A 13,569-nucleotide genomic window follows, 5' to 3' on the forward strand; every position below is an offset into this window, starting at 1 on the left:
TTTAATTCTGTTTATTGTGTTAAGTGAGTAGCTGTTTTTTTATGTCTGTCAACTTGCTCCTTAAGTTCCCCAATCTTGTTAAGTAATGTTTCTTGGGTCAGTTGTTCTTGTTCCTTGGTGGTTAACCATTTCAGTTGAACTGTCTTGTTTGCTGCTTCCTCATCTCCCAAAACCAAACAAGCGATCGCCCCACTGCGATCGGCCCGTTTAAACTGCTTACCAAAAGCACTCCCACTCATATCTAATTCTACGGTTAAGCCCTCATAACGCAACTTTTGGGCTAAGTATAACCCCTGGGCCTCTGCTGCTTCTCCCCGCGAAACAATGTAGAGATCTGGAGACATTTGGGGGGCCGCTTTCAATTGTTTCAGCAGAATAATTAAGCGTTCCATACCGATCGCCCATCCCACGGCCGGAGTTTGTCCCCCGCCTAATTCTGCCACTAACCCATCATAACGCCCGCCTCCGCATACTGTTGCTTGGGCCCCTAAATCATCAGATTGAATTTCAAAAGCAGTATGGGTATAGTAATCTAAGCCTCGCACTAAACAAGGATTTAAGTGATATTCAATGCCTAAATCAGTTAATAATTGTTGGACTTGCTCAAAATGTTTCTGAGACTCCTTACCTAAATATTGCAAGATATTGGGCGCATTTTGATTAATTTCTTTGGTACGTTGATCCTTACTATCTAAAATGCGTAAGGGGTTCCGTTCTAAACGATCTTGAGAGTCGGGATCTAATTCATCTTTATAAGGTAAAAAATAGTTAACTAACGCCTCTCGATAGTGTTGTCGATCGCTGCGATCGCCGACGGAATTAATATCTAATTTTAAACTTTGTAATCCCAAGGCTTTGAGAATATCCGTTGCTAAAGCGATCGCTTCCACATCAGCCCTAGGATCGCCTGTGCCGATTAATTCTAACCCAATTTGATGAAACTGTCGCTGACGACCCGCTTGAGGTCGTTCATAGCGAAACATGGGGCCACAATACCAGAGACGTTGTAGCCCACCTGCTGCATAGAGGTTATTTTGTAAAAAAGCACGAACTACCCCTGCGGTTCCTTCAGGACGGAGAGTAACAGAGCGATCGCCCCTATCAGTAAAAGTATACATTTCCTTACCTACTACGTCCGTCCCTTCCCCAATACCCCGTTCAAAGAGAGAGGTTTGCTCAAAAATAGGGGGACGAATTTCTTGATACATAGCGCGACTCAGTATTTGAGTAGCAATGGTTTCTACATATTGCCAGTAACCAATTTCCTCTGGCAGAATATCCTTTGTTCCTGGTAGTGTTTGAATTGTACCCATTGGGGTTTACTTGACCTTAAAAATCGCTACGGTGGATTATAATTCTTAGGGGACAAGGGTTAATCGTAAACTTGTCCCAACGTCCTGTTAATCTAGGTTTAACTGATTACCCCGTTTGTATTGCAGATAAGCAGCAACAAATAATCCTGCTAAGGTGATAGGGATAAGACCTAAAACAATGCCTAATAGTAAGGGTTCAATCACGGTATTTCTCCTTGAAAAGACTAAGCTAGATCTAAATTAACATATTTTTTGACAATAAAATAAAATATATTATACTCTGTAGAGGCAATTCATGAATTGCCTCTACATTAATGAATATTTGGCAACGGATTGAAATTGAATGTCACTTAACTTAATTTGTTACGGAAAAAAGGAATCAACATGGGAACTTCACGACGGTATTTTTCATAGGTTTCGCCATGAATTTCGAGCAAATCTGTTTCCTCTAATTGAATGGCAATTAAAATATAAAGGGTTGTCATAATCGCAAATAATAAATGTGTAACTGTCATTTTAGGAGTCAACCAAAATGCTAATAACCAACCGACATAAAGAGGATGACGCACATATTTATAAAAAGCAGGTGTTTTAAATTCTAAATAAGTGTAATTTTTTCCTTGTAAATAGAGATAAACTTGTCGCAGTCCAAATAAATCAAAATGATTGATTAAAAAGGTGGAAACAAGAACAATTAACCAACCTAAACCAAATAAAGATAATAAAATAATCTGTCCCCATAAATTATTAATATTCCAAATAACTCCCCCTAATGGTTGCCATTGCCAAAATAGTAATAATAGGGCTAAACTTGAAAATAACACATAGGTGCTTCTTTCTATGGGTTGAGGAATCAACTTTGTCCACCAATTTTTGAATTCTTTACGGGCCATTACACTATGTTGCAAGGCAAAAATTCCTAATAACAGAATATCAATCAATAAAGCTGGTAAAAACGAAATTTGAGCAGCAGAATCAATTGATTTTGGCACAATAATATTGCCAACAAACCCCAAAGCATAGACAAACGTTACCAAAAAGATAATATAGGAAATTACCCCATACAGAAAGACAAAAATTCTGCCTAAATTAAAAGAATTAACCCTTGGTTGTGTTTCCATCTTTATAATTACCAATGATCAACAATAAATTAATACATCATGGTTATCGAGCGGAGTCAAAATACCCCATTCCTATGGCTATCGAGCGGAGTCAAAATACCCCATTCCTATGGCTATCGAGCGGAGTCGAGATACCCCATTTTACCTTTTAACAATCTTTAACAATTCCTGACCATTGAACTTTCTTTTCTTTAGTTCGTCGATAGGAAAAGAAATGAGAAGGAGATTGATAGGTGCAATAAGGGGCGATCGCAATTTGTTCGGGTGCAATGCCCAACTGTTCTAATTGTAATTGATTTACCCGTCGCACATCTAACCGTACCTTACCCACTTCTGGATCAGGCAATATGGGGGGTGCAGACATGGCTTGTAATGGCGTTAAAATGCTTTCTAAACCATCAATTTCCTCCTTTTTGAACAAACTGCCCCCAACCTCAGCCGCCACCTCAATCGAGACTTGGTAAACCTCTCCGCTAATGGCAGGCCCTAAAGCAATGCGTAAATTTTCCAAAGAACTCCCCCATACTTGCAAACGGGCGATCGCTTCTGGGACAATTTTTTGCGCTGTACCGCGCCACCCCGCATGAAGGGCGGCGATGTTTCCCGTTTCTACATCTCCTATAAGTACAGGCGTACAGTCAGCACTGGCGACCCAAATACTTTGTTTTTCCTGGTTAGCAATGAGGCCATCTGCGGACGGAAACCCTTCATTTAAGCCCTCTGCGGCAATTTCGGCGGGGCTTAAGACTCGGTTGCCATGAACTTGTTTAAGTCTATAGGCAATGGCTTCTGGGTGGAGAATTTCTGTTAAGCTTTCGGGAGTGCGCGGGTAAAAGGGTTGGGTAAAAAAGCCGTGAGGCCAAGCTTGTAACAAAGAACAGGTTAAATAGGGTAAACCTTCTCCTGCTTGCCATTGCCATGTCGGGGTTTGGGTTTGGCGATCGCTGATTAGATGAGAAACCACAACAGATGACCTCAATTTTTTGATCTACTCTTAGAATTTAGCGGGTTTTCGCATTAAATCGCTAATGGAGAGATCAACATTAGTGGTTCCCTCAAACACTGTCCCCACTTTAAAGCGTTGTAACTGAATTTTGGCTAGACTGTAAGCTTCTGGGGGTAAGGGAATATAACCCACTTCAGCCACTAATTCTGGGGCTTTTTCTAGATAATATTCCACAAATACTTCTAAGGCTGGATTTTCTTGGGCTTTTTTGGCATTGACATAGAGGAAAAGGGGACGGGCCAAGGGGCGATATTGTTCCTTTTCTACCGTTTCTCTGGAAGGAAGAACAGCCCCATTGCCGTTATCTATGGCTACGGCTTTGAGTTTCTCCTGATGCTGTTGATAATAAGCATAACCAAAATATCCGAGGGCGTTGGGGTCTTGGCTGACTCCTTTAACTAATACTTCATCATTTTCACTATCAACATAATCTTGACGACTTGCTCCCTCTTTACCTACAATGGCTTGAGTAAAATAATCGTAAGTTCCTGATAGTTTATCGGGGCCATAAAGGGTTAAGGGACGGTTAGGATAATTGGCATCAACTTGGTTCCATTGTTTAATATAATCTTGGGCAGCAGGTTCCCAGATCGTTTTTAATTGTGCTACCGTTAAGCTCTCTGTCCAAGTATTTTTGGGGTTAACCACAACGGTAATGGCATCAAAGGCAATGGGAAGTTCAATATAGCGAACTTCTTGATCGTTACAGGCTTTCATTTCGTCAGCAGAAATGGGACGAGATGCAGCATTTACGTCTGTTTCTCCTGCACAGAATTTTTTAAACCCTCCCCCAGTGCCAGAAAAATCTCCCTCAATTTTAAGCTCTTTTATCCGTTGATTTGCGGCTTGAGTTTTGTAATTATTCAAGACAGCTTCAGTGATGGGAAAAACCGTACTAGAACCATCAATCTTAATTGGCTGGATGGCAGTTTCTGGGACAGAGGCACAGGCAGATAATAGAGCAACAAATAGGAAAGCTATTCCCCATGTTTTCCCATTAAACCTTAGCTGAAAGTTGGTTATCTTCATTATTTTTCCTCAATTAAATGCTAAAAATTGTCAATTACGATTAAGTCATACTTAAGTTTTGAAAATTCCTATAAGCTTTGGTTAAAGTTTGTTTAAACTTTTTGGGATTAAGCTCTTGAAACAGAACCAGTTTAATGCTATGACCCAGAAAAAAGCTTAAATTTAACAAAAAATTTAGAAAAGAATTTTTCAGGATGAAACCTTTAAATCATCAGGATTTTGAATTTCCTTAACCTAATGTTTACCATAATTTGCTAGATTCTGCTCTAAGATTTGTGTGAGTTTACTTAATTAACAAAAAATTCTATGTTCAAGACCATCTCATCGAGCAAACGCAGCATAGTATCCTCATTATCAATTATCACCTTAGCGGTTAGTTTAACGGCTTGTGGTGGTGGTACGCCGACTGATACCGCCGCTTCCCCGGAAGCAAGTCCCGCAGAAGGAGGGACAGGCACTGAAACTGCAGCCGCACCAGAATTAAAACCCCCCTTAGAAGGTAATGTGTCTCTAACGGGTGCGGGTGCTTCTTTCCCTGCGCCTTTATATCAAAACTGGTTTGTGCAACTTAACAAAGAAGTTCCTCAACTTCAAGTCAACTATCAGTCTGTGGGAAGTGGGGCCGGCGTTGAACAGTTTACGGCGGGAACCGTTGACTTTGGGGCCAGTGATGTGGCCATGAAAGATGAAGAAATTGCCAAAGTCACTAAAGGAGTCTTAATGCTACCTGTCACCGCAGGAAGTATCGTCTTCGCCTATAACTTACCTGGAGTAGAAGGACTGAAACTTTCCAGAGAAGCTTATGTGGGGATTTTTGATGGTAGTATCACCAAATGGAATGATCCCAAAATTGCCGCAGCTAACCCAGGCGTAACCTTACCTGACGAAGCCATTACCGTTGTTCACCGTTCTGATGGTAGCGGAACCACCGGAGTCTTTACCAAACACCTCAGTACCATCAGCAAAGAGTGGGAAACCGCCATTGGCCAGGGTAAAAGTGTGGAATGGCCCACCAGCAAAGGGAAATTTATTGGGGCTAAAGGAAATGAAGGAGTAACTGCTTCTATCCAACAGAATCAAGGGTCAATCGGTTATGTTGAATATGGCTATGCCAAGAATAATGACTTAACTATGGCAGTTCTAGAAAATGCGGCGGGTAAATTCGTTGAACCCAGTGATGCAGCCGCCTCAGCAACCCTAGATGCTGTTACCTTACCTGAAGATTTACGGGCCTTTATTACTGACCCCGAAGGAGAAGCTTCCTATCCCATTGTTACCTATAGTTGGCTTTTAGTTCCTAAAACCTTTGATGATCCTCAAAAAGCGATCGCCATGGAAGCCATGATTCAATATGCTTTAACCACAGGTCAAGATCAAAGTGCAGCCCTTGGTTATGTGCCTTTACCTCCTAGTGTCAGAGAAAAAGTAGCAGCCGCGGCTGATGTAATTTCCCCTGATTTTCAAATCAAACTTAACTAATTGCTGACATAATTAGTTAAGGGAATTCTTAACAAAAAGTCTGGAGGTCAGAAGTTATGGGAAATGTTTACCCTGCTCCTGACTCTTGATAACCCTTATTTTCTCCTCACCTTTCTTTGTAAATTATTGTTGTTTCTTTAAGCAAAAAATTGCTAAACCTATCGTGACTGCAACACCTTCTAGACGACAAACCGGAGTGGGCTTTCGTCCCCACACGGAAAAAACCTTTGATACAGGGTTTGTTTGGTTAACCTTAGCCTTTGCCCTTACCATTGGTCTAATTTTACTGTCCATTGCTATTGTTATTACTTGGCGAGCCTGGCCAGCGATTCAAACCTATGGCTTAGGCTTTCTCTTTAGTAGTTCCTGGAACCCTGTCAAGGGAAGGGAACAATTTGGGGCCTTACCTGTTATTTATGGAACCTTAGTTAGTTCCTTAATTTCCTTAGTTATTGCCATTCCTTTAGGCATTGGCACGGCACTTTTTTTGAGTGAAAATTTCATTCCTTTAAAGTTCCGAACGCCCCTAGTTTTTCTCGTAGAATTATTAGCAGCTATCCCCAGTGTTGTTTATGGACTTTGGGGTATTTTTGTCTTAATTCCCCTTGTTAACCCCATTGCTGTCTGGTTACACAATTATTTAGGTTGGATTCCTATTTTTAGTACCCCTCCTGCGGGTGGCCCTGGAATGTTTCCGGCAGGTATTGTCTTGTCCATCATGATTTTACCGATTATTACTGCCATTTCTCGTGACTCTTTAGCCTGTTTACCTCCTGATTTACGACAAGCTTCTTTAGGGTTAGGTGCAACCCGTTGGGAAACCATTTTTCGTGTCCTCATTCCCGCCGCTTTTTCGGGTATTGTTGGGGGTATTATGTTAGCTTTGGGTCGCGCGATGGGAGAAACCATGGCCGTTACCATGATTATTGGTAATGTGAATAGAATTAGTATTTCTATCTTAGAACCTGCCAATACAATTTCTTCTCTTATTGCTAACCAATTTGCTGAAGCATCAGGAATGCAGGTAGCCGCCTTAATGTATGCTGGTTTAGTGTTAATGATATTAACTTTTGTGGTTAATATTGCGGCTGATTTTATTGTGAGTCAAGTCAAAGCAAAATATTAATAGGTTAATGTCTGACCATTGCCTATTTACTGTCCCCTAGCTTCTTTCTAATTCAATCATGGAATCTCAAGGATTAAGTCTGAAAAAAAAGCCCACTAGCCCCCGTTCTCTTATTAATAGCTTCTGGACGGGGATAGCTTCTCTCTGTATGATTATTACCCTAATTCCCCTCTTTGCTGTCTTAGTTTTTGTGACACTTCAGGGATTTAGAAGAATTAATTTTGACCTATTTACTCAGTTACCGCCCCCTCCTGGACTCTCGGAAGGAGGCATCGCTAATGCAATTATTGGGACTTTAATTACTGTAAGCATTGCCACATTAATTGCAGTTCCTATTGGGGTTTTAGCGGCGGTTTATCTCTCGGAATTTAGTGAGGGAAATAAAATCGCTTATTGGGTACGTTTTGCCACCAATGTGTTAAGTGGAGTCCCTTCTATTATTGCGGGGGTATTTGCTTATGGTTTGTTAGTGGCATCAGGAATTGTAGGATTTTCCGCCATTGCAGGGGGTGTTGCGCTCTCGGTTTTGATGTTACCAACTATTATTAGAACGACGGATGAAGCTCTACAAATTGTTCCCCAAGATGTGCGCTGGGCCGCCTTTGGGATAGGAGCTTATAAGTATCAAACCGTCTTAAAAATTGTCCTTCCGGCGGCAATTCCTTCAATTTTAACAGGTGTTACCCTAGCGGTTGCCCGTGCTGCGGGAGAAACTGCACCCCTAATTTTTACCGCCCTTTTCTCCAACTTTTGGCCCAGTCCCCCCCCGAAAGGACTGTTAGAACCAATTGCCACCTTATCTGTGTTAGTTTATAACTATGCCATTGTGCCGTTTAAACCACAACAGGAATTGGCTTGGGCGGGTTCTTTAATTTTAGTGTTGTTAGTGTTAACTACGAGTGTCATTGCTCGTATGGCAACCCGTCAGAAAACTTATTAATTGTGAGACGGAATTGAGGAGGAAATTGAACATTTTCAGGAGTAAATTAAGATGGAAAACCTAGAGCAAGAAATTTCACAACTTACCACAGAGCAAACGGTCTTTAGTTTAGACCATGTGGATATTTATTATGGAAGTTATCGCGCTGTTCGTGATGTTACTTTTACCATTCCCAAAAATCAGGTAACAGCTTTTATTGGCCCTTCTGGTTGTGGAAAAAGTACCATTTTACGGTGTTTAAATCGGCTCAATGATTTAATTGATATCTTTCACCTTGATGGCCAAATTAAATATCATGGACAAAATCTTTATGCCCCTGATATTGATCCTATTGAAGTGAGAAAACGCATCGGTATTGTGTTCCAAAAACCTAATCCTTTCCCTAAAACTATTTATGATAATGTTGCCTATGGTGCCAGAGTTAATAAATATGAAGGGAACCTAGATGAGTTGGTAGAAACATCTTTAAGACGGGCTGCTTTATGGGATGAAGTCAAAGATAAATTAAAAGAAAGTGGCTTCTCTTTATCAGGAGGACAACAGCAAAGACTCTGTATTGCTCGTACCATTGCTGCTCAACCAGAAGTTGTGTTAATGGACGAACCTTGTTCCGCATTAGATCCTATTTCTACCTTAAAAGTTGAAGAATTAATGCACGAATTAAAGGAAAATTATACCATCATCATTGTCACCCATAATATGCAACAAGCCACCCGTGTTGCTGATAGAACGGCTTTCTTTAATGCTGAGGCAACCGATAAAGGTAGTAAGGTGGGTTTTCTGGTTGAATATGATAATACTGAGGTAATTTTTGGCAATCCTAGTCAACAGGATACCAAGGATTATGTCAGTGGACGTTTTGGTTAAACTTGGGCAGATTTTTGTTACTAATTTTAGAGGTTTAAGGTAGGAAAATGATGACTGATATTGCAACAGAAACCGTTTTAAGGACTCAGAATCTTAATGTTTTTTATGGTTCTAATTTAGCTGTTCGGGATGTTTCCTTAGACATTCCCCAAAATAAAGTAGTGGCTTTTATTGGCCCTTCTGGATGTGGAAAAAGTACCGTTTTGCGGTGTTTTAATCGCATGAATGATTTGATTCCTATTTGCAGAGTTGATGGAACAATCACCTATCATGGTAAGGATATTTACGCCGATAAAGTTGACCCTGTAGACTTGCGTTGTCGTATTGGGATGGTATTTCAAAAACCCAACCCTTTCCCCAAATCAATCTATGAAAATATTGCCTTTGGTGCGCGATTAAATGGGTTTAAAGGTGACATGGATGAATTAGTAGAAAACTCCCTGAAAAAAGCGGTTGTCTGGGATGAAACTAAGGACAAATTACACCAAAGTGGCCTTGCTTTATCAGGGGGACAACAGCAAAGACTTTGTATTGCGCGAACCATTGCTGTGAAACCTGATGTTATTTTAATGGACGAACCTTGCGCGGCCCTTGACCCCATTTCTACCCTAAAAATTGAGGAATTAATTCATGAATTGAAGCAAGATTACACCATTATTATTGTGACTCACAATATGCAGCAAGCCTCACGGGTATCTGATTTAACGGCTTTTTATAATGCAGAAGCCACTCCAAAAGGCGGTAAAGTTGGCTATTTAGTGGAATATGATCATACTGAAGTCGTTTTCCAAAATCCCGCCCAAGAATCTACCAGAGATTATGTTAGTGGAAGATTTGGTTAAATCAGTTAAAAATTGAGCGCAAATATCAATTCTAAAAGCCTACGAAGGTAGGCTTTGTTTATGTAGCCTTAGCCTTTAGGCTGAGGTAATCTTTATGTTTATCCAAAAATCGGATTTTTTTAGCTTTTCAGTGTTGGTGCAAGATCTGAGTTGAGAAAATCCCTCATATATTCATTAACAAATTGAGGTTGTTCTTGTTGTACCCAATGGCTACAATTAGGAATATATTTAATAGTAAGATTTTCTGCATAATCTTCTGTTCCGTATGTTAATTCTTTCCCTAATGCGACATCATTTTCTCCCCAAATCATTAAAATAGGCATTGATAACTTTTTCCATTCCTGTTGAGAAGTTTTAAAGAATCCTTGAAAAATATTCCGATAATAATTTAACATAGCTGTTAATGCCCTTGGTTTAGCTGCTGCTTCTCTATAAATGTCTAAATCTTCTGAACTAAAAGCACTTTCATCAACTGCTTTAAACATATAAGCAATTAATTGATAATTATTTCTTTGTAATAACCATTCTGGTAATTGAGGAAGTTGAAAGGCAAATATATACCAACTTTTTAATAATTGCTGAGGGGTTTTTAATCCTTGTTTAAATTTAGCAGGATGAGGAAGATTCATGATAATTAATCTCTCAATCATTTCAGGATAAGTATTAGCAAAATACCAAGCGATCGCCCCTCCCCAATCATGGGCAACTAAGATACAATTATCATAGCCTAATCCCCTAATTACTCCCTCGATATCCTTAACTAATTCGGTGATTTGATAAGCTTTTAATGCTTGAGGTTTATCACTTTCATTATACCCTCTTAAATCTAAGGCAACCACTTTATAATCTTGAGAAAATTCAGTAATTTGATATCGCCAAGAATACCAAAATTCAGGAAATCCATGCAACATTAACATCAGTTTTCCTTGACCTTTAGTGACATAATGTAATTGGATACCATTGGTTTGAATATAACCATCTTGCCAAACTTTTTCTAAGACATATTTAAGCATTTTTATTCCTCAAATATTTTTATAAAACAAGGTCTACCGAACCTATTATATACTCAAACCCTTAAGGGTTAAACTATACAGACAAAGCCCGCCTTCGCGGGCTTATCATTGGGCTGTGCAGACAGCCTTTGCTGTTATCGTATCAGGCTTTAGACTGTATATAGTTGTTGATTTTGCTGCAAGTTAGGTACAATCATAAAATATTAATTCATCCGTCTTGATTTAGCCAATTGCCAACTAAGAAAAATGACGGGAATCATACCAACTAAAACAATGGCTAAAGCGGGTGCTGCTGCTTCCGGTAAGCGTTCATCTGACGCATATTGATACACTCGAATAGCTAAGGTATCAAAGTTAAAAGGACGAATAACTAAAGTAGCAGGTAACTCCTTCATAACATCCACAAATACTAACATAATTGCGGTTAACATTCCCCCTGTAATTAAAGGAGTATGTACCTTAACTAAAATCTTGCTAGGGGTTGAGCCTAAACTTCTGGCAGCATCATCTAAACTTGGTTTAATTTTCCCTAAACTTGACTCAACTGCCCCAAATGCAACGGGTAAAAAACGCACTAAATAAGCATAAATTAATGCCAGAATTGTACCACTAATTAATAACCCTATTTTCAGATTAAAGGTGTCTTGTACAAAATTAGCGATCGCATTATCTAAATGTCCCACGGGAATCAAAATTCCCACGGCAATAACCGAGCCAGGAATAGCATAACCCAAGGCAGCAATTCTAATACTAATCTTCATGAAAAGATTGTTTTTTAATCGTTGTCCATAGGCCATAATTAAGGCAAAAAGTAAAGCAGCGATCGCACTAATAACCGCCACAATTAAACTATGACTGGCCAACTGCCAAAAATTATTAGCGAGAGCATCAGCAGCATTCGCCATAACTAAATGAACTAAATAAATTGCTGGAGCGAAGAAGCCCAAAAAGAAGGGGAAAAAACAAACTAACCAAGCAATTATTGCCCGCCATGACTTTAGCTGATATCGAGGTAAATGAAGTTGAGGACTACTGGTTTGATAATAACGAGCTTGACGACGTGACCATAATTCTATGGCAATTAACCCTACAATAAATAACATCAAAAAAGCTGCTAATTGGGCGGCTGCTTGCCGTTCTCCTAATCCAAACCAGGTACTATAAATCCCAGTAGTAAAAGTATTTACGCCAAAATATTGTACCGTTCCAAAATCATTAAGAGTTTCCATCAAAGCTAAAGCTAACCCTGCCATAATAGCAGGACGAGCTAAGGGCAAAGCCACTTTAAAAAAGCTTTGCCAGGGACTACATCCTAAAGAGCGACTCGCCTCTAAAGTGCAGATAGATTGTTCTAAAAAAGCAGTCCGTGCTAGTAAATAAACATAGGGATAAAGCACTAGAATTAACATGATTATTGCTCCCCATAAAGAACGAATATCAGGGAACCAATAATCATTAACACTACTCCATCCAAACCACTGACGTAGGGTAATTTGTACTGGGCCATAATAGTCCAGCATATTAGTATAAGTGTAAGCTAATAAATAGGCAGGGGCGGACAAAGGTAATAATAATAGCCATTCAAACCAACTACATCCCCAAAAGCGACATAAGGTGACTAACCAAGCGGTTGAGACTCCCATTATGAGTACCCCTGCCCCAACGCCAAACATTAGCCACAGGGAGTTTATAATATAATCAGCGAGGACGGTGGCGGCTAAGTGTTGCCAGACAGCTTGAGCATTGGTAAAAAGGCTACTGACTACAAATAAAATCGGTGTAGCAATTAAAGCTGCAATGATGATTACCAGTGCTGTCCAACCATTCAAGGAAAGACGGCTGAGCCAAGATTGAGGGGTGAGAGAAACGGGTTTAGATTCGGTCATGAACAATCAGCTAACTATCTAATTAAATATAGCAATTCTCAAGGATTTATGAGTAGTTTTCTGTTTCCTGTTTTCTGATGCCTGTCCACTTTTTAAACTTGTTTTCGGCCAAAAACTTGATATTTTTTAACATAAAATCCTCAAAAAAAATGTTAGTCTGAAAGTATAACATGAGTAGAGGTAATTTATGAATTGCCCCTATGGATGGGATTGGTGCCTAAGTCTTAATCAAGGCATACTCTGACTTGATTGCATAGAAGCCCATCTGGAGGTCACAACCATTATGACGATTCGGTTTTATAATCGCACAGAAGCAGGGCAACAGTTAGCTGCTCACCTAACGGAGTTTAAAAACCGCAAGGATGTCTTAGTTTTAGCTTTGCCGAGGGGTGGGGTTCCCGTGGCGTTTGAAATTGCTAAAAAACTGAACCTTCCCTTAGATGTGTGTTTAGTGAGAAAATTGGGAGTTCCCGATCGCCGAGAATTAGCTATGGGTGCGATCGCTTCTGGTGGGGTGAGAATCATCAATTATGATGTGGTGAACTGGTTACATCTCTCACCGAGTATTATTGAAGAAGTTGCCCAACAAGAGGAACAAGAATTACAACGTCGTGATCGCGCTTACCGAGGAAATAAACCTTTCCCTAAAATCTGTGATCAAACAATTATTCTGGTAGATGATGGCATTGCCACAGGTTCAACTATTAAAGCGGCGATCGCTATTTTAAAGCAACAAAACCCCCAAAAAATTATTGTAGCGGTTCCCGTTGCGCCTCCCTCTGTTTGTCGCCAATTAGAGCTTGAAGTTGCTCAAGTAGTTTGTTTAGAAATGCCTGAATCTCTTAATTCTATCAGTCTTTGGTATAACGATTTTTCTCAAACCAGCGATCAAGAAGTCTGTAACTTATTAGCTCTTGCTTCTGGGGTGTCTCTTGCTAATTAGGGTT

The 13,569-nt window shown here is 39.9% G+C and carries 13 protein-coding genes; 6 read left to right on the top strand and 7 right to left on the bottom strand.

Translation table 11 applies throughout. From position 1 onward, the window contains the following. Positions 1–11: 11 nt before the first annotated feature. The 5 genes from hisS to VB691_RS16200 all read right to left on the bottom strand — a co-directional run bounded on the left by hisS (position 12) and on the right by VB691_RS16200 (position 4,469). Positions 12–1,313 carry a histidine--tRNA ligase gene (gene hisS, locus VB691_RS16180; protein ID WP_323292550.1) on the bottom strand — a complete coding sequence of 434 codons (1,302 nt, stop codon included), beginning with the start codon at positions 1,311–1,313 and terminating at the stop codon, positions 12–14. A gap of 87 nt (positions 1,314–1,400) precedes the next feature. Then, positions 1,401–1,517: a cytochrome b6-f complex subunit V gene (petG, locus tag VB691_RS16185; RefSeq protein ID WP_008278251.1), complete on the bottom strand. Its 117-nt coding sequence runs from the start codon at positions 1,515–1,517 to the stop codon at positions 1,401–1,403. Positions 1,518–1,663: 146 nt separating this feature from the next. After that, positions 1,664–2,434, bottom strand: a complete 771-nt coding sequence (gene mddA / locus VB691_RS16190; protein ID WP_323292551.1) for a methanethiol S-methyltransferase — start codon at positions 2,432–2,434, stop codon at positions 1,664–1,666. A gap of 148 nt (positions 2,435–2,582) precedes the next feature. Next, positions 2,583–3,398, bottom strand: coding sequence for a peptidoglycan editing factor PgeF (pgeF, locus tag VB691_RS16195; protein ID WP_323292552.1), 816 nt, complete (start codon positions 3,396–3,398; stop codon positions 2,583–2,585). A gap of 30 nt (positions 3,399–3,428) precedes the next feature. Further along, positions 3,429–4,469, bottom strand: a complete 1,041-nt coding sequence (locus VB691_RS16200; protein WP_323292553.1) for a PstS family phosphate ABC transporter substrate-binding protein — start codon at positions 4,467–4,469, stop codon at positions 3,429–3,431. 306 nt (positions 4,470–4,775) lie between these two features. Between VB691_RS16200 and pstS the strand changes: the two genes are divergently transcribed. The 5 genes from pstS (at position 4,776) to pstB (VB691_RS16225) (ending at position 9,723) form a co-directional block, all read left to right on the top strand. Beyond that, positions 4,776–5,948 (top strand): phosphate ABC transporter substrate-binding protein PstS, encoded by a 1,173-nt coding sequence (pstS, locus tag VB691_RS16205; RefSeq protein ID WP_323292554.1) that lies wholly within the window; start codon positions 4,776–4,778, stop codon positions 5,946–5,948. A 163-nt stretch (positions 5,949–6,111) separates the two neighbouring features. Further along, positions 6,112–7,074 (top strand): phosphate ABC transporter permease subunit PstC, encoded by a 963-nt coding sequence (gene pstC, locus VB691_RS16210; RefSeq protein ID WP_323292555.1) that lies wholly within the window; start codon positions 6,112–6,114, stop codon positions 7,072–7,074. Between the two features lie 58 nt (positions 7,075–7,132). After that, on the top strand, positions 7,133–8,014 hold the full coding sequence (pstA, locus tag VB691_RS16215) for a phosphate ABC transporter permease PstA (RefSeq protein WP_323292556.1): 882 nt from the start codon (positions 7,133–7,135) through the stop codon (positions 8,012–8,014). Positions 8,015–8,065: 51 nt separating this feature from the next. Beyond that, positions 8,066–8,881, top strand: a complete 816-nt coding sequence (pstB, locus tag VB691_RS16220; protein WP_323292557.1) for a phosphate ABC transporter ATP-binding protein PstB — start codon at positions 8,066–8,068, stop codon at positions 8,879–8,881. A gap of 47 nt (positions 8,882–8,928) precedes the next feature. Next, positions 8,929–9,723 carry a phosphate ABC transporter ATP-binding protein PstB gene (pstB, locus tag VB691_RS16225; RefSeq protein WP_323292558.1) on the top strand — a complete coding sequence of 265 codons (795 nt, stop codon included), beginning with the start codon at positions 8,929–8,931 and terminating at the stop codon, positions 9,721–9,723. Between the two features lie 119 nt (positions 9,724–9,842). On the opposite strand, the gene VB691_RS16230 is transcribed toward pstB (VB691_RS16225), so the two are convergent. Together VB691_RS16230 and VB691_RS16235 are read right to left on the bottom strand one after the other, a co-directional pair. After that, positions 9,843–10,736 (bottom strand): alpha/beta hydrolase, encoded by an 894-nt coding sequence (locus VB691_RS16230; RefSeq protein ID WP_323292559.1) that lies wholly within the window; start codon positions 10,734–10,736, stop codon positions 9,843–9,845. A 203-nt stretch (positions 10,737–10,939) separates the two neighbouring features. Then, positions 10,940–12,622 (bottom strand): iron ABC transporter permease, encoded by a 1,683-nt coding sequence (locus tag VB691_RS16235; RefSeq protein ID WP_323292560.1) that lies wholly within the window; start codon positions 12,620–12,622, stop codon positions 10,940–10,942. A 283-nt stretch (positions 12,623–12,905) separates the two neighbouring features. On the opposite strand from VB691_RS16235, the gene VB691_RS16240 reads away from it, so the two are divergent. After that, positions 12,906–13,565 carry a phosphoribosyltransferase gene (locus VB691_RS16240; protein WP_323292561.1) on the top strand — a complete coding sequence of 220 codons (660 nt, stop codon included), beginning with the start codon at positions 12,906–12,908 and terminating at the stop codon, positions 13,563–13,565. Positions 13,566–13,569 lie beyond the last annotated feature (4 nt).

Source organism: Crocosphaera sp. XPORK-15E (genome assembly GCF_034931425.1).
Classification (GTDB): domain Bacteria; phylum Cyanobacteriota; class Cyanobacteriia; order Cyanobacteriales; family Microcystaceae; genus UHCC-0190.